The 17312-nt window shown below is 71.1% G+C and carries 19 protein-coding genes and 1 pseudogene; 10 read left to right on the top strand and 10 right to left on the bottom strand.

What is annotated here, in order from left to right:
• Nucleotides 1-35 precede the first annotated feature (35 nt).
• Nucleotides 36-191, top strand: coding sequence for a hypothetical protein (locus ACFV20_RS17605; RefSeq protein ID WP_167345925.1), 156 nt, complete (start codon nucleotides 36-38; stop codon nucleotides 189-191).
• Between the two features lie 153 nt (nucleotides 192-344).
• Nucleotides 345-596 carry an SCO4226 family nickel-binding protein gene (locus ACFV20_RS17600; protein WP_053670838.1) on the top strand — a complete coding sequence of 84 codons (252 nt, stop codon included), beginning with the start codon at nucleotides 345-347 and terminating at the stop codon, nucleotides 594-596.
• Between the two features lie 237 nt (nucleotides 597-833).
• On the opposite strand, the gene ACFV20_RS17595 is transcribed toward ACFV20_RS17600, so the two are convergent.
• Nucleotides 834-1979: an RNA polymerase sigma factor gene (locus ACFV20_RS17595; RefSeq protein ID WP_385657683.1), complete on the bottom strand. Its 1146-nt coding sequence runs from the start codon at nucleotides 1977-1979 to the stop codon at nucleotides 834-836.
• A gap of 8 nt (nucleotides 1980-1987) precedes the next feature.
• The gene (locus ACFV20_RS17590) at nucleotides 1988-2395 is read right to left on the bottom strand and encodes a YciI family protein (RefSeq protein ID WP_385657528.1); all 408 of its coding nucleotides are present in this window, start codon (nucleotides 2393-2395) and stop codon (nucleotides 1988-1990) included.
• A 443-nt stretch (nucleotides 2396-2838) separates the two neighbouring features.
• On the opposite strand from ACFV20_RS17590, the gene ACFV20_RS17585 reads away from it, so the two are divergent.
• The 3 genes from ACFV20_RS17585 (at nucleotide 2839) to ACFV20_RS17575 (ending at nucleotide 4377) form a co-directional block, all read left to right on the top strand.
• Nucleotides 2839-3684 (top strand): hypothetical protein, encoded by an 846-nt coding sequence (locus ACFV20_RS17585; protein ID WP_385657525.1) that lies wholly within the window; start codon nucleotides 2839-2841, stop codon nucleotides 3682-3684.
• Nucleotides 3685-3798: 114 nt separating this feature from the next.
• Complete coding sequence (locus ACFV20_RS17580; RefSeq protein ID WP_385657522.1) at nucleotides 3799-4053, top strand: hypothetical protein; 255 nt, start codon at nucleotides 3799-3801, stop codon at nucleotides 4051-4053.
• A gap of 114 nt (nucleotides 4054-4167) precedes the next feature.
• Entirely contained in the window at nucleotides 4168-4377 is a 210-nt protein-coding gene (locus ACFV20_RS17575; RefSeq protein ID WP_385657520.1) for a hypothetical protein, read from the top strand.
• A 12-nt stretch (nucleotides 4378-4389) separates the two neighbouring features.
• Here the strand turns inward: ACFV20_RS17575 and ACFV20_RS17570 are convergent, their stop codons facing one another.
• Nucleotides 4390-5256 (bottom strand): tetratricopeptide repeat protein, encoded by an 867-nt coding sequence (locus tag ACFV20_RS17570; protein WP_385657518.1) that lies wholly within the window; start codon nucleotides 5254-5256, stop codon nucleotides 4390-4392.
• A 191-nt stretch (nucleotides 5257-5447) separates the two neighbouring features.
• The gene (locus tag ACFV20_RS17565) at nucleotides 5448-6986 is read right to left on the bottom strand and encodes a ricin-type beta-trefoil lectin domain protein (protein WP_385657515.1); all 1539 of its coding nucleotides are present in this window, start codon (nucleotides 6984-6986) and stop codon (nucleotides 5448-5450) included.
• An 813-nt stretch (nucleotides 6987-7799) separates the two neighbouring features.
• On the opposite strand from ACFV20_RS17565, the gene ACFV20_RS17560 reads away from it, so the two are divergent.
• Nucleotides 7800-8522, top strand: a complete 723-nt coding sequence (locus tag ACFV20_RS17560; protein WP_385657512.1) for a hypothetical protein — start codon at nucleotides 7800-7802, stop codon at nucleotides 8520-8522.
• 746 nt (nucleotides 8523-9268) lie between these two features.
• Nucleotides 9269-9604, top strand: coding sequence for a transposase (locus ACFV20_RS17555; protein ID WP_385657509.1), 336 nt, complete (start codon nucleotides 9269-9271; stop codon nucleotides 9602-9604).
• Between the two features lie 80 nt (nucleotides 9605-9684).
• Here ACFV20_RS17555 and ACFV20_RS17550 read toward each other — a convergent pair whose 3' ends face one another.
• Nucleotides 9685-10446, bottom strand: a complete 762-nt coding sequence (locus tag ACFV20_RS17550) for a phosphoglyceromutase (protein ID WP_385657506.1) — start codon at nucleotides 10444-10446, stop codon at nucleotides 9685-9687.
• A 184-nt stretch (nucleotides 10447-10630) separates the two neighbouring features.
• Between ACFV20_RS17550 and ACFV20_RS17545 the strand changes: the two genes are divergently transcribed.
• Nucleotides 10631-11899 (top strand): MDR family MFS transporter, encoded by a 1269-nt coding sequence (locus ACFV20_RS17545; RefSeq protein ID WP_385657503.1) that lies wholly within the window; start codon nucleotides 10631-10633, stop codon nucleotides 11897-11899.
• A gap of 357 nt (nucleotides 11900-12256) precedes the next feature.
• Here ACFV20_RS17545 and ACFV20_RS17540 read toward each other — a convergent pair whose 3' ends face one another.
• Nucleotides 12257-12592, bottom strand: a complete 336-nt coding sequence (locus ACFV20_RS17540) for a DUF6233 domain-containing protein (protein ID WP_385657500.1) — start codon at nucleotides 12590-12592, stop codon at nucleotides 12257-12259.
• A gap of 98 nt (nucleotides 12593-12690) precedes the next feature.
• On the opposite strand from ACFV20_RS17540, the gene ACFV20_RS17535 reads away from it, so the two are divergent.
• Entirely contained in the window at nucleotides 12691-13131 is a 441-nt protein-coding gene (locus ACFV20_RS17535) for a nuclear transport factor 2 family protein (protein WP_385657497.1), read from the top strand.
• A 42-nt stretch (nucleotides 13132-13173) separates the two neighbouring features.
• On the opposite strand, the gene ACFV20_RS17530 is transcribed toward ACFV20_RS17535, so the two are convergent.
• Nucleotides 13174-13869: a hypothetical protein gene (locus ACFV20_RS17530; RefSeq protein WP_385657494.1), complete on the bottom strand. Its 696-nt coding sequence runs from the start codon at nucleotides 13867-13869 to the stop codon at nucleotides 13174-13176.
• Between the two features lie 113 nt (nucleotides 13870-13982).
• Nucleotides 13983-14408, bottom strand: coding sequence for a DUF2000 family protein (locus ACFV20_RS17525; protein ID WP_385657492.1), 426 nt, complete (start codon nucleotides 14406-14408; stop codon nucleotides 13983-13985).
• A 49-nt stretch (nucleotides 14409-14457) separates the two neighbouring features.
• On the opposite strand from ACFV20_RS17525, the pseudogene ACFV20_RS17520 reads away from it, so the two are divergent.
• Nucleotides 14458-15339 (top strand): annotated as a pseudogene (locus tag ACFV20_RS17520) (AraC family transcriptional regulator); the annotation flags it as partial.
• Here ACFV20_RS17520 and ACFV20_RS17515 read toward each other — a convergent pair.
• Nucleotides 15333-15842 carry a YbjN domain-containing protein gene (locus ACFV20_RS17515; RefSeq protein WP_385657490.1) on the bottom strand — a complete coding sequence of 170 codons (510 nt, stop codon included), beginning with the start codon at nucleotides 15840-15842 and terminating at the stop codon, nucleotides 15333-15335. The pseudogene ACFV20_RS17520 and the gene ACFV20_RS17515 sit on opposite strands and share 7 nt — an antisense overlap.
• Nucleotides 15835-17172 carry a D-inositol-3-phosphate glycosyltransferase gene (gene mshA / locus ACFV20_RS17510; protein ID WP_385657487.1) on the bottom strand — a complete coding sequence of 446 codons (1338 nt, stop codon included), beginning with the start codon at nucleotides 17170-17172 and terminating at the stop codon, nucleotides 15835-15837. Before mshA ends, ACFV20_RS17515 begins: the two co-directional genes overlap by 8 nt.
• Nucleotides 17173-17312: the final 140 nt, after the last annotated feature.

Genomic DNA, 17312 nt, shown 5'->3' with positions numbered 1-17312 from the left:
AATGGGCGCAGGCACCAGCCTCGAGGAGGGACCCCATGGCCGAATCCCCCAGCACCACGCCCGACCCCGCCCGGCAGCGAGAGACCGAGCAGCCCGCCGAGATCAGGAGCCTGCCCCTGATCGCCGCGTGCGGCTGCGGCTCGGGCTGTGGCTGCGGGTGCCAGTCGGGCAGCCCCTGCCAGTGCGGCTGACGCCGGCGCTTCGCAGTCCGTACGAACCGAGGGGCCCCGGCCGTGTCGCCGGGGCCCCTCGGCGTGCGGTCGCCCGGGTGGCCGTACGGGCGGAGCATGAGAGGTAGGCAAGGCGGCGCGGGCGAGCACCGTGCCGGGAAGGAGGCGCGCGGCATGCCCAAGTTCATGGACGTCCACCGCGGGATGGAGGGCATCACGGAGGAGCAGTTGCGTGAAGCCCACAACGCGGACCTCGCGATCGAGAAGGACGAGCAGGTCCACTTCGAGATGGCCTGGGCGGACCCGGAGTCCGGCCACGTCTACTGCCTCTCCGAGGCCCCCTCGGCCGAAGCGGTCCAGCGCATTCACGAGCGCGCCGGGCACAAGGCGGACGAGGTGCATCCCGTGCCGTTGACGGTGCGGTGACGGGGGGTTGACCGGTTGAACTGGTGGGTCCCCGGTAGCAGGCCGGTGCCCCCGTCGTGTGCGGCGGTCTGATCTGTCGGCAGCGCCCGGGGGCGGCGGTCCGTCGGCGGCGCCCGTGTGTAGCGGTCCGTCGGCGGCGCCCGGGGGCAGTGGTCTGTCGGCGGCGCCCGGGGGCGGCGGTCCGTCGGCGGCGCCCGTGTGTAGCGGTCCGTCGGCGGCGCCCGGGGCGGCGGTCCGTCAGCGGCGTCGGTCGGTGTTGAGGCGGGCCGCCTGGCGGGTCAGATAGTCGCGTTCGGCGAGGTGGGGAGCCTTGCGGGCCGCCTCGGCGTACAGGCGGGCCGCCGTCTCCGGGTCGCCGTCGCGTTCGTGGAGGTAGGCCGCCACCGCGTCACGGCGGGGCAGCGTGTCGTCCACCTCCGCGAGCGCCGCGAGTCCGGCGCGCGGTCCGTCCGCCTCGCCCACGGCCACCGCGCGGTTGAGCCGGACCACCGGGCTGTCGGTGAGACCGGCGAGTTCGTCGTACCACTCCACGATCTGCACCCAGTCCGTCTCCTCGGCGGTGGGCGCGTCGGCGTGCAGCGCGGCGATGGCGGCCTGGGCCTGGAACTCGCCCAGCCGGTCACGGGCGAGGGCCGCCTGGAGGATGCCGACGCCCTCGGCGATCAGCCGGGTGTCCCACCGGCCGCGGTCCTGCTCGGCGAGCGGCACCAGACTGCCGTCGGGCGCGATACGGCCGGCGCGCCGGGCGTGGTGGAGCAGCATCAGCGCGAGCAGCCCCGACACCTCGGGGTGGTCGATCGCGGCCGCGAGCTGCCGGGTGAGCCGGATGGCCTCGGCCGCGAGGTCGACGTCGCCCGAGTAGCCCTCGTTGAAGACCAGGTAGAGGACGCGCAGCACGGTCGCCACGTCGCCGGGCTGGTCGAACCGCACGCCGGAGACGGTGCGCTTGGCACGGCTGATGCGCTGCGCCATCGTCGCCTCCGGCACCAGGTAGGCCTGGGCGATCTGCCGGGTGGTGAGCCCGCCGACGGCGCGCAGCGTGAGCGCGACCGCCGACGACGGGGTCAGTGAGGGGTGGGCGCACAGGAAGTACAGCTGGAGCGTGTCGTCCACGTCGGACGCGGGCCCGGGCGCCGGCTCCTCCTCGACGAGGTCCTCCCGCCTGCGGCGGGCACGGTCCGCGCGGGCCTGGTCGAGGAACTTGCGCCAGGCCACGGTGACCAGCCAGCCCTTCGCGTCCCGCGGCCGTTCGGACGGCCAGACGCGGAGCGCCTCGGCCAGCGCGTCCTGCACGGCGTCCTCGGCCGCCGCGAAGTCGGCTCCGCGGCGGACGAGGATCGTGAGCACACTCGGGGTGAGGCTTCTGATGAGGGCCTCGTCCATCGGTGGGGTCACTCCGTGATGGTGGGCGCGGCGGTCAGGAAGGGGCGTACCTCCAGCCACTCGTGGATCGGCTTGCCGCCCGCGCCGGGGGCGGCCGACAGTTCCCCGGCCAGCTCGACGGCACGGTCGTAGCCGTCCACGTCGATGATCATCCAGCCGGCGATGAGGTCCTTGGTCTCGGCGAACGGCCCGTCCGTGACCGGCGGACGCCCTTCACCGTCGTAGCGGACCCAGGCCCCCTCGGGGGCGAGCGCCTGCCCGTCGACGAACTCGCCGGTCTTCTCCAGCCGCGCCGCGAAGTCGTGCATGTACTGCATGTGGGCCGAGATCTCCTCGGGCGTCCACTGGTCCATCGGCACGTCGTTGACGGCCGACGGGGCGCCTCGGTAGTGCTTCAGCAGCAGGTACTTCGCCATGATGATTCTCCTCGGTGCCGGTGCGGCCATCTTGGCCGCTGTCACCCCGGGGACGGAGCCGGACGCGGGTTCTCGACATCCCCGCCGAAGTTTTTTCCGGCGGCGTCCGTATCCACTGGTGTCGCTCCGCATCCACTGGTGTCGCTCCGCATCCACTGGTGTCGCTCCGCTGTCGCTGCTTCGCCGGTGTGCTCGCGCAAGACCGTGGGGCGGGAGGACAAACCATACGGTGGGCGGACAAAACGCTCACGAAATGACCGTCATGCGCGATCCGCTCTGGCAGAGTCGATGCCTGTTCGAGGGGCCCCGACACGCGTGCCCCCTGCGCCCAGTGACCCGGGACATGCCATGAGCGACGCACGGAGCGACTCCGGACGGAACACCGGACCGGGTCGTATCGCCGCCCTCACGCCCGTCGTCGTCCGGCCCCTCTCCCCGCCCGCGTGACGTCCGCCGAGCAGCGCGCGGAGGGCGCGGGACCGTTCACCACCCGGCTCACCTGGCACGTCCCCGAAGGCGGCACCGCCGTATGGGAGTCACGGCTCGCCCGGCGGCGCGGCATCATCGCGGTCCGGCCGGACGGCGCCCCGACAGGCCGCCACACCAGGGCCGACGACCTCGCGCTCGGCCGGCTGCGCAGACTCAACGCCATCGCCGCGACCGCCTTCGTCATCGGCGGCGCCCTCTTCGCGCTCGGCGCGGGGGTCGCCCAGTTCGGCTCCGGCGACGCCACCACCTGCGCCTCGATCTACTTAGCCGGCGGCCTGTTCTTCAACACCGGCGGCTACGTCTCGCTGCTCCAGGTCGTCAACGCGCCCCGGCACGTCCCCGGGGGCGCCGGGCGTCTGGTCACGAGCGGCTGGCGCTGGTGGAGCTACGAGCCGACGCGGGTGGACTGGCTGAGCACGTTCGTCCTGTTCGCCGGAACGCTGGTGTTCGGCGTCAACCTGCTCGACTCCTTCCTCCAGGGGTTGAGCGTCCAGCAGATCAACCGGCTGATCTGGGTGCCGGACGTGATCGGCTGCCTGTTGTTCCTGATCTCCGGCCACCTCGCCTTCGTCGAGATCTGCCACGGCCGGGGCCCGTGTCTGCGTCGGCACGATCTCGGCTGGTCGATCGTCGCCGTCAACCAGCTCGGCTCCGTCCTCTTCATGGTCTCCGCGCTCGCCGCCTACACCCGTCCGGCCACCGCCGACCCGGCCAACGCGGACATCGCCAACTGGGGCACCCTCCTCGGCGCCGCGTGCTTCTCCGTGGGCGGCCTTCTGCAGTTCGGCGAACGCCCTTGAGCCGTGGGCGGGGGAGACCGCATTCGGATGCCATTCGGATGCCCCCTTGCCCGGGCGGGGCGATAATGGAAAGAGGAGAGACACAGCTTCTCTACTGTGAAAGGAGAGAAGACGGTGAGCCTCAATACGTATGTGAACGACGCGCAGGAGCAAGCCCTCAAAGAGAACGCGGCGGACTTCGCGGAGCTGGAACCTCAGCTGAACGAGGTGCGCAGGAGGGCCATGTCCCGCCTCGAGAAGGTGGGTCTGGTCGGCGGAGGGGACATCCTGAACTGCCTGGTCTGCGTGGTGTGCGAAGGATGGACTCTCGGCGACGACAACAAGTGCGGCAGCTGCTCCCACGCCTGGTTCTCGCACAACGTGCGGTAGCGGGGGCGCGAGGGTCGCGAGGGTCGCGAGGGTCGCGAGAACGATGTCGTCCCGGGCGCCCGTCGCAGCAAACCCTGTTGACCGGTGAGCGGCCACTCGGATTCGATCGAGGCCATGACCGATGGCGCCGCAGTCGACATTGCCGACGAGCAGATCCTCACCCAGCAGATCCTCCAGGGCATCAGGACCCTCCGCGAGCATCTGGACTGCTCACTGCATGAGGCCCTGGACGCCTTCGTCGCCAGGTACGAACTCCTCAGGGCGGAGCGTCCAGGCGAATTCACCTGCGGTCATGAGGAGTACTGGGTCGGCTTCTACTCGTGAGCCGCCGGGGGCTCAACCAAACAGCTCCCATCCGTTCCAGCTGCGTGCGCCGCCCGCCGCCCACGTATCGAGGAGCTGCCGGGCCTCGGCCTCAGGAGCGGCCAGCCAGACGGTCTGTGAGCCGCCGTGGGTCGGGGCGCCGGCATCGTCCCAGTCGACCCGACCCTCACTGCAGCAGGCGCACAGCAGGTGGAAGCTGCTTGCCGGCTCGGCACCGAAGTCATGCGAGAAGAATGAAGCCACCAGAGCTTCGACGTCGGACGCGTCCGCCGCGTTTACGGTCACACGCAGAGTCGGCAGCGAAGAAGCCTCGAAGAGCAGCAGTTCGTCGAAGACGGCGACGCTCCGGCCGTTGTACGTCCGCTCGCCGGTCGGCTCCCCGTCGTGCACGACGATCTCGCCGAAGCGACGGCCTTTCGTGGCAGGAACGTTCATCACGCGCCCTCGCGTCGGGCAGAGCCGCTGGATCCAGACCACCTCGCGCTCGCCACCCGTGTCCAGACGCACGCACGCCGGACCGAAGGCGCCGTTGATCTCCCCCTCACCCTCTGGCATCGGGATCCCGAAGCCCTCCCAGGCGTCACGGGCGGTCGCCCAGTCACGCTGGATGGTGGAAGCAACCCCCAGGTTCCAGAACGCCGGGTCCTGCTCACCGCGCGGCGAGCGGGCGGCAGCCTCACGGCCGAGTTCGTAGGCCTTGGCCCAGTTACGCAAGAACTTGTACGCCAGTGCTGCGTCGTACCACCACGCCGCACTGGGGCCCTCGTCCGGATAGTGAGCCAGGACCTGCTCGTACAGTTCGGCGGAACGCAGCCACTCCTCGGCGTCCCACATCTCGCGAGCCCGTTCCAGCAACTGCTTCGCCTCGGACTTCTCCACGCCCCTGCCCCTCCCTATGACCAGGGAGGGAGTTTCGCACGACGGCTGACGGGGCCCTGGAAGGAGATGCTGACGGGGCCCTGGAAGGAGATGTCGAACCGGTGATCTCTTCGCCCCGGAACAACTCGGTGCCGGCCGCGACTTGAGCCGGCGGCACTTCACCTGGCCGTTGTCAGTGCCGGCGGGGCGGGTCATTTCGCCCCCGCCCGCCACTGCTGAGCCGTGCCCCCGGTCAGCGGCTCCAGCGACAGCCCGCCGCCCTCGTCCGGGGTGACCGCCGACTCGATGGCGATCGCCGGGCGGATGACCCCGTCGGCGTCGACCGTGAAGCGCAGGTTGTCGCCGTGGTCGCCGTCAAGCGAGTCGCAGTCCCAGATGCCTACACCCCGGTCGACGGAACCGCGGCTGTCCAGGCAGTAGTCGGGGTCCGCGGACGACTGCACGACACCGCGACCGGTGTCGACGCGCCAGCGCTGGGTGGGGGCGGCGGTGCAGGGAGCGGTGACGACGTCGGTGCCGTTGTCGAAGTCGCCGGACACCTCCAGGCACCGGCCCGAGGCGGCGTTCACGACCTGGGCGTACGTGCCGTTCGGGGCGTGGGCCGTGGGGGTCGGGGACGGGCGGGGGCTGTGGCTCGGGCTCGGGGGCCGTGTCGTCGGTCTCGGGCTCCGCGTATGAGACGACGGGGACCTGGAGGTCCGGGACGGCGACGGTGTCGCGGACACCGTCGCCGTGACCGTGACCGGCGGCGCGGTCGTGGGCGTGCCGCCGGCGCCCGCCGAGCGGTGGCCCGCGGAGCCGCCCGAGGGCAGCATGAGGATCGCCAGGGGGACCAGAGCCACGCCGAAGGCCGCGGAGGCCAGCAGTAAACGGCGGGACGGAGGGCGCCGCGCTCCCCTGCCGTCGGCGACGACCCGGGGCTCGGCGCCTTGCCGGGTCGTGTACGCCGAACCGGACCAGGGCAGCAGGCCCTCCGCCAGGGCCGCGCGCGGGGTGTCCCGCAGGCTCGTCAGCTCCTCGTGTGCGGCCGTGCAATGCGGGCATTGCGCCATGTGCGTGTGCAGGTCGGCACTGTGGCGGGGGGCGTCCGCCCGCGTCGACTCCTCGATCAGGCGGCGGAAGTCCGCGCAGCGCGGGTCGTCGGAGGCGGCCAGGCGCGACCTGAGACAGGCCTGGGACATCGCCTGGAGGGCCTGCGTCGTGCCGTACACCACGTCCTGGGGGGCGAGGTCGAGGAAGACGGCCGTGCGGCCCTCGGGTTCCTCGTCCACGACGGCGTACCAGAGCAGGCCCTGGGTGCGGGAGGGCAGGGCGTGGAACGCGGCCAGCAGGGGCGGCAGCGGGCCCCCCGGGGTGCCGGTGGTGTTCAGGACCAGCAGCAGTCCGGGGTCCAGGCCCGCGGAGCGGTCGTCGCGGGCCCAGGAGGCGGCCAGCCGGGCGGTCAGCAGCAGGAGGTGGTGGCGGAGCGGGACGCGGGGTTCCACACCGTGTGCCGTCTCGCGGGCCGCCGCCGTGAAGGTCTCGGCCACCAGCCGCCGGGCCGCCGACTCGCTCGCGGTGCACAGCCGGGCGTAGGCGAGGGCCGCCGGGCGGTGCCGTCGGTGGAGCTCCCGCAGGGCCGCGTAGGCGGTGACGCTGTCGCCGCGCAGCAGTACGGTCAGCCGCGCGTCCGGCACTTCGCCGTACGGACCGCGGTCCGCGTCCCCGGCAATGTCGCCACCCTGAGCCATCCTCGCCCCTCCTCGCCCGCCGCCCGTCCCCTGTGCTGACCTACCAGCCAGTTTGGGGTGCCCACATGGTGGCGGAGGCGACCCTTTTGGAAAAGGGAGTTACCTGAAGTTACCTGAGGTAACCGACCGGGGCTTCGGCAACCGGGAAGCGGACCTCCGAAACGGACGGCCCACAAGATGCCGACAAACCCCCTATCTGCCAGGAAACCGCAGGCGGGGGGCTTGTTCGTGACTTGCTGGTCAGGGGCGGTGGACTCGTGCGCCTGGTCGTCGTCGTTGGTCGTCATTGGCCACTGCCGAGCGGCGTCGGGACGGCCCAGCCAACACCGCTATGGGCGTCGCCTTACCGCGTTACGCAGTGCCTCGAACCAACCCCTGAGGAGCCACCTCAGCCACCAGAACCAGCCTCTCCGCCTGCCCTGTGGCCCCCAGCGCAACGCCCCATGAAGCGAGTCTGGCAGAGCCTGCGCGGGGAGTGGGCGACCGTGGGGCAACTGCTCGCGAGAGCTGCTGCGTTCCACATACGGAGCCATCAGCTTGGGAAGTTGTGAAGTTGGGGCTGGGTGGAGGTCTGACCTTGGCGCACGGCTGGACTGCGGTCTGTGCGGGCTGGTTCGCTTTCACCGTGGTTCCCCGCTGTTCCCCGCTCGTTCTGGTGCGCTTGTGGTGCGGACTCAAGGCGGCGCCCGTCGGCGGCAGGATGGCCAGCTCCGTCAGCAGGCCACGACCTCGACGGGGCGGCGTCCAGCGGTCCCTTTGCAGACAAGCCTGTTCCGGCGCCGCTGTATGGGCGCGGATGAAGGAGACAGTTGCGTGGACACCCTTTCGGTGACGCTGGTCTCGGCGTTAACCTCCGGTGCCATCTCCATGGGGCTCGTGTGGCTGACCGGCCATCAGCAACGGCGAGACAGCAAACGCACTCAACGCGAGACTCAGAACCTCTCGTATCTCAACCCCCTCAGGTGGCACACCGCTGAAGCTCATCACCGGCTCTCGCTCTATGCCACCGCTGTCGACCGGCAGGGCTTCTACCGACCGGCTCAGGTGCTCAACGAACCGCAGGAAGTGGACGGAAAGAGCCCCGCTTGGTTTGCCGGGACGGGTGTCGCGCTGGTTTCAAGCATTTGGATTACTTCCTGCCTGTTCGCCCAGATGACTCGCACGCGTCACGACATACCGTTTCTGCGCTTGCCGGGAAAGGATGACACGAGACTTGCCGCCCTGATATTGAAGGTCCACGTAGCTTTCGCCGCCTGTGACGTCTACTACGCGACGCAGTCAAGCATCGGTGTTGATGTCTTTCTTGAACCTGAAGGACGACTCAGGAGCTACAGAGAATTTTGCGACCTCCTTTCGCAACCGGATCGGAGGGTGTGGGCAGACCCCCTCATCTGGTTCCACCTCGCCATCGCCAACGGTGAGCGTCGCCCCGACCTCCAGCGCGCCTTGGACGCCCTTCAAGAGTTGTCCGGGTTCCTCGACGACAGCCTTGCCGGCGGCGCGTCCCTGCAAGCGCGCTGGGACGCGGAGCGCTAGGACACGCCGCAACGGCAGCCCGTGATGATGGCCGATAAGCCCTCAGCTTGGGAACTAAGCGCGCGGTCGCCAGGCTGGCTGTGCCACAGACGCGCCGCACGGCAGCGGAGCGCATGGGTGACGGTCGGTCTACGCAGCGATCGTCGGATGAGGCGCTCACACACCGGTCCTGGCCCCGGTTCCCGGCGGTGCGGCTTCGGAGTGGCGCCCGCCGCCGGTCGCCGAGCAGGCTTCCGGCGTAGCGGCTTCCGTCAGTGCTGTCCGGGCCCAGTCCGTGGAGGCACCTGGGAAGGCCACGGGTTGGGTGGAGCAGCGGGGGCAGGGGGTGTTTGCCCTGACCCGAAAGGCGCCGCACCAAGGGGCGTTGGCGCGAACGAGGCCGGGACGGCTGACGGCGACGCCTCGACCGCGCGTCCCTTGCGGGCTCCCACCACGACGGAAACGCCCGCGATCTCTAGAGCGATCCCGGCCATACCGAGGAGGATCGGAGTGTGCAGGCCGTCCTCGGTGTCGCAGATCTGTACCGGTTCCTGTCCTATTTTCGTGGCCCGGCACTGCCACCCTGTGGCGTCGTCCATGTCCCACAGGGCGGCATAGGCGAGTAGGGCAAAGCCGGACAGCATCAGGGCGATCTGCAAGGTGCGGGCTATCGGTGACATGGTCAGTCACCATAGCGGTCAGGGTGTGCCCTTCGGGCACTGTCGGGTGCGCCGCACGATCGGGTTACATCTGCACTGGCTTGCCCTGTGGGGTTCCGCCAGGACGTCGTGCGGATTGCGAGGAATAGCGGGCCGGGTGTGACGGTCGAGCAGGTGGCCACCGACTTCGGAGTCCATCCGATGACGTTGTGGAAGTGGATGCGTCGCGCGGACATCGACGACGGGACCAAGCCCGGAACGACCAGCCAGGAGAGCGCCGAGCTTCGGGAAGCGCGTCGGCGGATCAAGCTGCTGGAGCAGGAGAACGAGGTCCCTGCGGCGGGCCGCGGCCTATCTGTCGCAGGCACATCTGCCGGGAAAGGGATCTACCCGCTCGTGAGACAGGAGCCGGAGCCCGGAGAGCGCACGGCCTCATCGCCCTGACGGCCCGGAGGCAGCCCAGAGGCAGCGAAAAGCCCCCTCCCGGCGGAGAACCCGCAGGCAGGGGGCTTACTCGTGGGCGGTTACTTCTTCTTGCCCTGGTTCTTGACCGCCTCGATCGCCGCTGCCGCTGCCTCGGGGTCGAGGTAGGTGCCGCCCGGGTTCAGGGGCTTGAAGTCGGCGTCGAGCTCATAGGAGAGCGGGATGCCCGTGGGGATGTTGAGGCCCGCGATGTCCGCGTCGGAGATGCCGTCGAGGTGCTTGACCAGGGCGCGGAGCGAGTTGCCGTGGGCCGCGACCAGGACCGTGCGGCCGGTCAGCAGGTCCGGGACGATCGCGTCGAACCAGTACGGGAGCATGCGGACGACGACGTCCTTCAGGCACTCCGTGCGCGGACGCAGCTCCGGCGGGAGGGTCGCGTAGCGCGGGTCGTGGAACTGGGAGTACTCGGCGTCGATGTCGAGCGGCGGGGGCGGGGTGTCGTAGGACCGGCGCCACAGCATGAACTGCTCCTCGCCGAACTCGGCGAGCGTCTGGGCCTTGTCCTTGCCCTGGAGGGCACCGTAGTGGCGCTCGTTGAGGCGCCAGCTGCGGTGAACCGGGATCCAGTGACGGTCCGCGGCCTCCAGGGCCAGCTGGGCCGTGCGGATCGCGCGCTTCTGGAGGGACGTGTGGACCACGTCGGGGAGAAGATCGGCGTCCTTCAGGAGCTCGCCACCGCGGACTGCCTCCTTCTCGCCCTTCTCGTTGAGGTTCACGTCCACCCAGCCGGTGAACAGGTTCTTCGCGTTCCACTCGCTCTCGCCGTGGCGGAGGAGGATCAGCTTGTACGGTGCGTCGGCCATGCCCCAGAGCGTAATCCACGCTTTCGCCCGTTCGCGTGGCTGCCCGGCAGGCGGACGTTTGACGGGATCTGTTAATTGAGTGGCCCCCGTCAACCGACGGCTCGTAATGTGCTCATGCCTTCAGCACTGCTTACACACGCGCTCCTCACCCACACCGCTCACGCCTTGCTGCCCCGGGGGATCCATGCCGTACGCCCTGCGTGCCCGACGTGCCGTCCGGGAGACGGTCTCCGGTCTCCCCCGCGAGTTCTGGTGGCTGTGGACCAGCACCCTCGTCAACCGGCTCGGCGCCTTCGTCGCCACCTTCATGGCGCTGTACCTGACCCTCGACCGCGGCTACTCCGCCTCGTACGCCGGTCTGGTCGCCGCCCTGCACGGGCTCGGCGGCGTGGTCTCCTCGCTGGGCGGCGGTGTGATGACCGACCGGCTGGGCCGACGGCCGACCCTGCTGATCGCTCAGGCCTCGACCGCCGTGTGCGTCGCGCTGCTGGGCTTCGTGCACGACCCGGTCGCGATCGCCGGCGTCGCCTTCCTCGTCGGCATGGCCTCCAACGCCTCGCGGCCCGCCGTGCAGGCGATGATGGCCGACATCGTCCGGCCCGAGGACCGCATCCGCGCCTTCTCCCTCAACTACTGGGCCATCAACCTCGGCTTCGCCGTCTCCTCCATGGCCGCCGGTTTCATCGCCGAGGTCAGCTACCGCGCCGGCTTCCTGATCGAGGCCGGGATGACGATGGCCTGCGCGATCCTCGTCTTCCTGCGGCTTCCGGAGTCCAAGCCGGCCGAGCAGGTGGTGCCGACGGGCGGCCTGGACGACTCCGTGAGCCTGCGCACCGTGCTGCGCGACGGACGGTTCATGAGCGTCGTCGGGCTGTCCTTCCTCGTCGCCCTGATCTTCCAGCAGGGGTCGGTGGGGCTGCCGGTGGCCATGGGCGAGGCCGGCTTCACCCCGGCCGAGTACGGCATGGCCATCGCCGTCAACGGTGTGCTGATCGTCGTGCTCCAGATCCCCGTCACCCGCTTGATCGAGCACCGCGATGCCCGTCGGCTGCTCGTCGTCTCGTCCGTCCTCGCCGGATACGGCTTCGCCCTCACCGCCTTCGCGGGGTCCCTGGGGCTCATCGCGCTCACGGTGTGCGTGTGGACGCTGGCGGAGATCGTCAACGCGCCGACGCAGACCAGTCTGGTCGTACGGCTGTCCCCGGTGCACGGGCGCGGGCGCTACCAGGGCATGTACACGATGTCCTGGTCGGTGGCCGGCCTCGTCGCCCCGCTGCTGTCCGGGTTCGTCATCGACCGGTTCGGGGCGGAGTGGCTGTGGGGGATGTGCGCGGTGGTGGGGACGGTGGCCGGGGCGGGGTACGCCCTGCTGATGCGGCGCGTGCCCGGCGAGGAGAAGGTGGTCGAGCCGTCGGCGGGGGTGCGGCCCCAGCCGGAGGTCGGCGCCGGGTGAGGCGGCGTCTCCGTCGTATCGGCGGCAAGCGCAGCGGCATCGAGCGCGAGCGCAGCCGCATCGGCTCGACCCGACCTGACCGACCCGACGTGACCGACCCGATCCGACCTGACCGACCTGACCTGACCTGACCGCCCCGACCCGGCGCGGCCCAGCGGGTCGGTCCGGCGGGTCGGGCCGGCGTGTGGTCCAGCGGGTCCGTCCGGCGGGTGGTCCGGCGTGTCGTTTCGGTCAGGCGGGTCGGCCCAACAGGCCCGTCCGGCGGGTGGGTCAGCGTGTCGTTTTCGGCGTCCCGGCGCCCCCTACCGCCGGAAGCGGGCCGTGCTACCCGTCGTCCTCCAAACCGGCCGCGCCGCACTACCCGTCCACGAAGCCCAGCTCCGTGTCCGGCCTGCACTGCGGGCAGGGTTTGACCCCTTCGGCGAGGGCTCGCCGGGCGTGGTCGCGGTCGACGCCCTTGCTGCGTCGGCCCGCGGTCCAGCAGCCGCCGACGTGGACGTACACGGCCTCCCGTCCGGACAGTCCGCGTTCGATCAGCCAGTCCGGCGCGGGCGGGCGGGCCTCGAGGCCGCGCCGGTGTTCGGCCTGGCGGCGTTCCTCGTCCGCGATCCATCTGCGGGTACGTGCCAGGTCGCGCACCTGCACGCGCTCCAGGAAGCGGAGCAGCGCGAGCCGCGACTCTGGATCGTTCATACGTTCGATTCTAGGAGCTGGTCGTCCCAGGGCCCACCCCACCCCGGGCTACCTCCGAGGTAATCGACATCCCCCGCCGGCCCCGGCAAGCTGAGTCCATGGCAACCGCCGACACCGCCGCCGACACCGCCGACACCGCCGAGGCCACCCGCTCCACCGTCCGGAAGTTCCTCGAACTCCGGCTCGCCGGTGACACCGAGGGGCTCACGGCCCTCTTCGCCGACACCGTCGACTGGATACTCGCCGAGAACCCCGTCGTGCCCTGGATCCGGCCGCGTTCCACCGCCGCCGAGTGTGCGGCACAGGTCGACGAGCTGGCCCGGTACACCGTCCCCGAGGACGCCCGCGCGTCCGTCGACACCTTCCTCGTCGACGGGGCGGACGCCGTGCTCATAGGGCACGTCTCCGGGACCGTCCGGGCGACCGGCAAGCCCTTCTCGGGGCCCTTCGCGCTGCGGCTCACCGTCGAGGACGGGCGGATCACCCGGCACCACCTGTACGAGAACAGCGTGTCGATCGCCGCGGCCTGTACGCCCTGACGCCCTGACGCGTGCCCGGGACCCTGGGCAGCGGCACCTACCTCAAGCACCCCGCACGACCCGGACGTACTGCCGCTTGCCCTCGTCCCGCACGACCACCCCCAGCCGCAGCAGCTCCCCGCGCAGCTCCCGGGCCTCGGCGCCGTGCTCGTCCTCACGGGTCTTGGCGCGGGCCACCAGCAGGGCGTCCGCGCCCGGTGGCAGACCGGGGGTGCCGGGGACCCAGCGGCGGAACTCGGCGTGGTGCGGGTCCCGCTCCGTCCACGGGTAGCCGTGTGCGGTGAGGGCGTCCGCGAGGCGCCGCCAGTTCAGGCCGCACTGCTCCCGCGCCAGCTCCAGACCGCCGGGGCCGACCAGGACGAGCTGCTTGCCGTCCCGGAAACACGCGGAGACCTCCGCGCGGGGGAACTCCTGGGAGCCGTCCCTGACGGCCAGCGTCACGTGGGTGGCACTGACGCGGACGGACAGCGACTCGTGCACCCCCCAGAAGCCGAGCAGCAGTCCGCTGAGCACGCCCAGAGCGACCGTGCCGAGGGTGAGGGCGGGTTCGGGAACCGAGGTCAGCAGTTCGGCCGGGCCTTCGAGGGGCGCCCACGGCAGGGCGAGCAGCAGGCGGGCGAGGAGCGGGAGCACGGCGCCCGCCGCCGCACCGCAGGCGACGCAGAAGAGCACGATGGCCCAGGCCGATTCGGCGAGTTCCGTCGCCCCGCCCGTCTGCGCACGAGGGCTCTTCCGCATGGGAACGTTCCTGGCTTCCTCCATACGGCCAGTCTCCTGAGCGGCCGTACACCCTGTCGTCAGCCGTTGGTCTACACGCCCTCGACTTTGGTCGCCCGCGGACTCCCTCCGGCTCAGGGGTGCATGCGCGCCCCCTTCACCACCTTGTCCACCGCGTTCCTCGGGCCGTACACGGCGAGCCCCACGAGGTCGAGGTCCGCGGTCGGTACGGCCCGCACGGCGGCGCGGTTGTCGCGGTCGTTGCCCGTGGCGAAGAGGTCGGAGGTGAACACCGCGCGGGGCAGGGCCCGGGACAGGGCGCGGGTGTGGGCGGTGGTCAGGGTCTCCTTGGTGGCCTCGAAGACCATGACCGGCTGGCGGAACATGGGGAGGTAGGGCACGCCGTCCGCGTCCTCGTACGGTTCGCCGATCACCTCCGGGACCTGCGTTCCGAGGCCGCTGACCAGGAACGATGTCACGTTGAGGCGCTGCCAGGGCTCCAGGTCCGCGCGCAGCAGGACGGCGATCTTCGTGTCGAAGCGGATCGGTTCGGTGTTCATGGCCCGAGCGTGCCCGCCGGCCGCGGCCGGGGTCTTGTACGTTCTTTGCATGGCCTCCGAGCCCGCCCCCGAGTCCACCTCCGAGCCCACACCCGAGTCCGCCTCCGAGCCCGCACCCGAGTGCACCGCCGAGCCCGCCTCCGAGTCCTCCCGGATCGTCTCCGCCTGGCGGCCGGCCGTCGAGGGGATCGTCGAGGTCTTCCACGCGCGGTTCACCGCGTACGCGTATCCGATGCACGTCCACGACGCCTGGACACTGCTGATCGTCGACACCGGGGCCGTGCGCTACGACCTCGACCGGCACGAGCACGGCACCCCGCAGGACACCGTGACGCTGCTGCCGCCGCACGTGCCGCACAACGGCTCTCCCGTCGGCGCCGAGGGCTTCCGCAAGCGGGTGCTGTACCTCGACGGGACGTACCTGGGCGACGAGTTCATCGGGGCGGCCGTGGACCGGCCCGATCTGCGCGATCCGCTGCTGCGCCGGCGGGTGGGTCAGTTGCACGGCGCGCTGGGGCGGCCCGGCGAGGAACTGGAGGCGGAGAGCAGGCTGTTGTTCGTCGGGGAGCGGTTGCGCGGGCATCTGCGGGGCGGGCCCGGCGCCGCTCGGCCGGCCGATCCCGTGCTCGCGCGGCGGCTGCGCGAGATGCTGGACGAGCGGGTCGTCGAGGGCGTCGTCCTGCGCGAGGCCGCCGGGCTGCTCGGCGCCCATCCCGCCCATCTCGTACGGGCGTTCAGTACCGCCTACGGCATCGCCCCGCACCAGTACCTGACGTCCCTGCGCGTGGGGCGGGCCCGGCGGCTGCTCCTGGAGGGGCAACCGCCGGGCGAGGTGGCGGTGGCGGCCGGCTTCTACGACCAGTCACATCTCACCCGGCACTTCCGCAGGCTCGTGGGGGTGCCGCCGGGGCGCTACACGGCGGGTCAGCGCTCCGGGCGCTGGGTGAGGTGGGCGAACGCGTCCAGGTTGCGGGTCGACTCCCCCCGCGAGACCCGCCATGCGTACTCCTTGCGGATCGCCGAGGCGAAGCCCAGCTCCAGCAGGGTGTTGAAGGCACCGTCGGAGGCCTCCAGGACCTGGCCGAGCAGACGGTCCAGCTCGTCGGCGGTGACGGCGGACAGGGAGAGGCGGCCGGTGACGTAGACGTCGCCGTGCTGGTCGACGGCGTAACTCACGCCGTAGAGCTTGAGGTTGCGCTCCAGGAGCCAGCGGTGGACGCCCTGTTCGTTCTCGTCGGGGTGGCGGATGACGAAGGCGTTGAGCGACAGGGAGTGGCGGCCGACGATCAGGGAGATCGTCGTCTTGAGCTTGCGGGTGCCCGGGAGCTGGGCGACGTAGGTGCCGCGCTCGGGGCTCTCCCACTCCAGGTCGGCGTCCTTGAGCACTCCCTCGATGACCTGTGCCGCACGCTGTTCCTGATCGGTTTCACCCATGCAGCGAGCGTACGCGACGCCGATGGGCCTGCATCGCGGCCGTGTAGACGTCCGCCGTGGCGGCGGCGGCCGTGTCCCAGCCGAAGGACTGGGCGTGGCGGGCGGCCTGGTCGCCCAGCCGGGAGGCGAGTTGGGGGTCGTCGGCGAAGTCGCGCAGCACGCGCGCGTAGTCGGCCGGGTCGTGACCGCGGACGAGGAAACCGGTGTGCCCGTCGCGCACGGCGACCGGCAGGCCGCCGACCGAGGCCGCGAGGACCGGGGTGCCGGCCGCCTGCGCCTCTATCGCGACCAGGCCGAAGGACTCGCTGTAGGAGGGCATGACCAGGACGGAGGCGGCGCGGAACCAGTCCGCCAGCTGCTCCTGGCCGACCGGCGGGCGGAACCGGACGACGTCCGCGATGCCCAGGCGCGCGGCCAGCTTCTGCAGGCCCTCGGGCTTGGCGAGGCCGCTGCCGGAGGGGCCGCCGACGATGGGTACGAGGATGCGCGAGCGCAGTTCGGGGCGCTGGTCGAGCAGGACGGCGACGGAGCGCAGCAGTACGTCCGGGGCCTTCAGGGGCTGGATGCGGCCAGCGAAGAGCGGGATCAGGGCGTCCTGGGGCAGGCCGAGGCGGGCCCGGGCGGCGGCGCGGCCGTCGGCGGGCGAGAAGCGGCTGAGATTCACGCCGGGGTGGACCACGGCGACCTTGTCGGGCTCGGCCGTGTAGTGCCGCACCAGTTCGTCGGCCTCTTCGGTGGTGTTGGCGATGAGGCGGTCGGCGGCGGCGACGATCTGGGTCTCGCCGATGACGCGGGCGGCCGGTTCGGGGGTGTCGCCGTCGGCCAGGTTGGCGTTCTTGACCTTGGCCATGGTGTGCATGGCGTGCACCAGGGGGACGCCCCAGCGCTGGGCGGCGAGCCAGCCGACGTGGCCGGAGAGCCAGTAGTGGGAGTGGACCAGGTCGTAGTGGCCGGGGCGGTGATGGGCCCAGGCCTGCATCACGCCGTGGGTGAAGGCGCACAGCTGGGCGGGGAGGTCCTCCTTGTTGAGGCCCTCGTAGGGGCCGGCGTCGATGTGCCGGACGAGGACACCGGGGGCCAGCTCGACGGTGGGCGGGAGCGCGGCGGCGGTGGCGCGCGTGAAGATCTCGACCTCCACGCCGTGCGCGGCCAGACGCTGGGCCAGTTCCACGATGTAGACGTTCATGCCGCCCGCGTCGCCGGTGCCGGGCTGGTGGAGCGGCGAGGTGTGCACGGAGAGCATGGCGACGCGGCGGGGCCTGCGGTGCAGCCGCAGGCGGGCCGGCGACGACGCGGAGCGCCTGCCGAGCCTGCCGATGTACTGGCTCACGTGGCGTTCCTCCTCGCTCCGGGCATGCCTTCGCAGGGCGCACGGGTGCCCTCCGACGGGATGCAACACCGGAGGGGAGTGCTCCATTTCCGGATTCAGGAGTTTTACCGAATCATTACCGCTTGTCGCTCAACCGTTCG

Source organism: Streptomyces sp. NPDC059696 (genome assembly GCF_042733745.1).
In the GTDB taxonomy this organism is placed as follows: Bacteria; Actinomycetota; Actinomycetes; order Streptomycetales; family Streptomycetaceae; genus Streptomyces.
The sequence above is the reverse complement of the archived record's forward strand: the minus strand, read 5'-3'. Positions and strand labels throughout refer to the sequence as shown.

Bases quoted from the DNA above. Each gene is read 5' to 3' on its own strand.
- ACFV20_RS17605 (WP_167345925.1), top strand. From the start codon at position 36: ATGGCCGAATCCCCCAGCACCACGCCCGACCCCGCCCGGCAGCGAGAG.
- ACFV20_RS17600 (WP_053670838.1), top strand. From the start codon at position 345: ATGCCCAAGTTCATGGACGTCCACCGCGGGATGGAGGGCATCACGGAG.
- ACFV20_RS17595 (WP_385657683.1), bottom strand. From the start codon at position 1,979: ATGGACGAGGCCCTCATCAGAAGCCTCACCCCGAGTGTGCTCACGATC.
- ACFV20_RS17590 (WP_385657528.1), bottom strand. From the start codon at position 2,395: ATGGCGAAGTACCTGCTGCTGAAGCACTACCGAGGCGCCCCGTCGGCC.
- ACFV20_RS17575 (WP_385657520.1), top strand. From the start codon at position 4,168: ATGACCGATGGCGCCGCAGTCGACATTGCCGACGAGCAGATCCTCACC.
- ACFV20_RS17565 (WP_385657515.1), bottom strand. From the start codon at position 6,986: ATGGCTCAGGGTGGCGACATTGCCGGGGACGCGGACCGCGGTCCGTAC.
- ACFV20_RS17550 (WP_385657506.1), bottom strand. From the start codon at position 10,446: ATGGCCGACGCACCGTACAAGCTGATCCTCCTCCGCCACGGCGAGAGC.
- ACFV20_RS17545 (WP_385657503.1), top strand. From the start codon at position 10,631: ATGCCGTACGCCCTGCGTGCCCGACGTGCCGTCCGGGAGACGGTCTCC.
- ACFV20_RS17540 (WP_385657500.1), bottom strand. From the start codon at position 12,592: ATGAACGATCCAGAGTCGCGGCTCGCGCTGCTCCGCTTCCTGGAGCGC.
- ACFV20_RS17535 (WP_385657497.1), top strand. From the start codon at position 12,691: ATGGCAACCGCCGACACCGCCGCCGACACCGCCGACACCGCCGAGGCC.
- ACFV20_RS17530 (WP_385657494.1), bottom strand. From the start codon at position 13,869: ATGCGGAAGAGCCCTCGTGCGCAGACGGGCGGGGCGACGGAACTCGCC.
- ACFV20_RS17525 (WP_385657492.1), bottom strand. From the start codon at position 14,408: ATGAACACCGAACCGATCCGCTTCGACACGAAGATCGCCGTCCTGCTG.
- ACFV20_RS17515 (WP_385657490.1), bottom strand. From the start codon at position 15,842: ATGGGTGAAACCGATCAGGAACAGCGTGCGGCACAGGTCATCGAGGGA.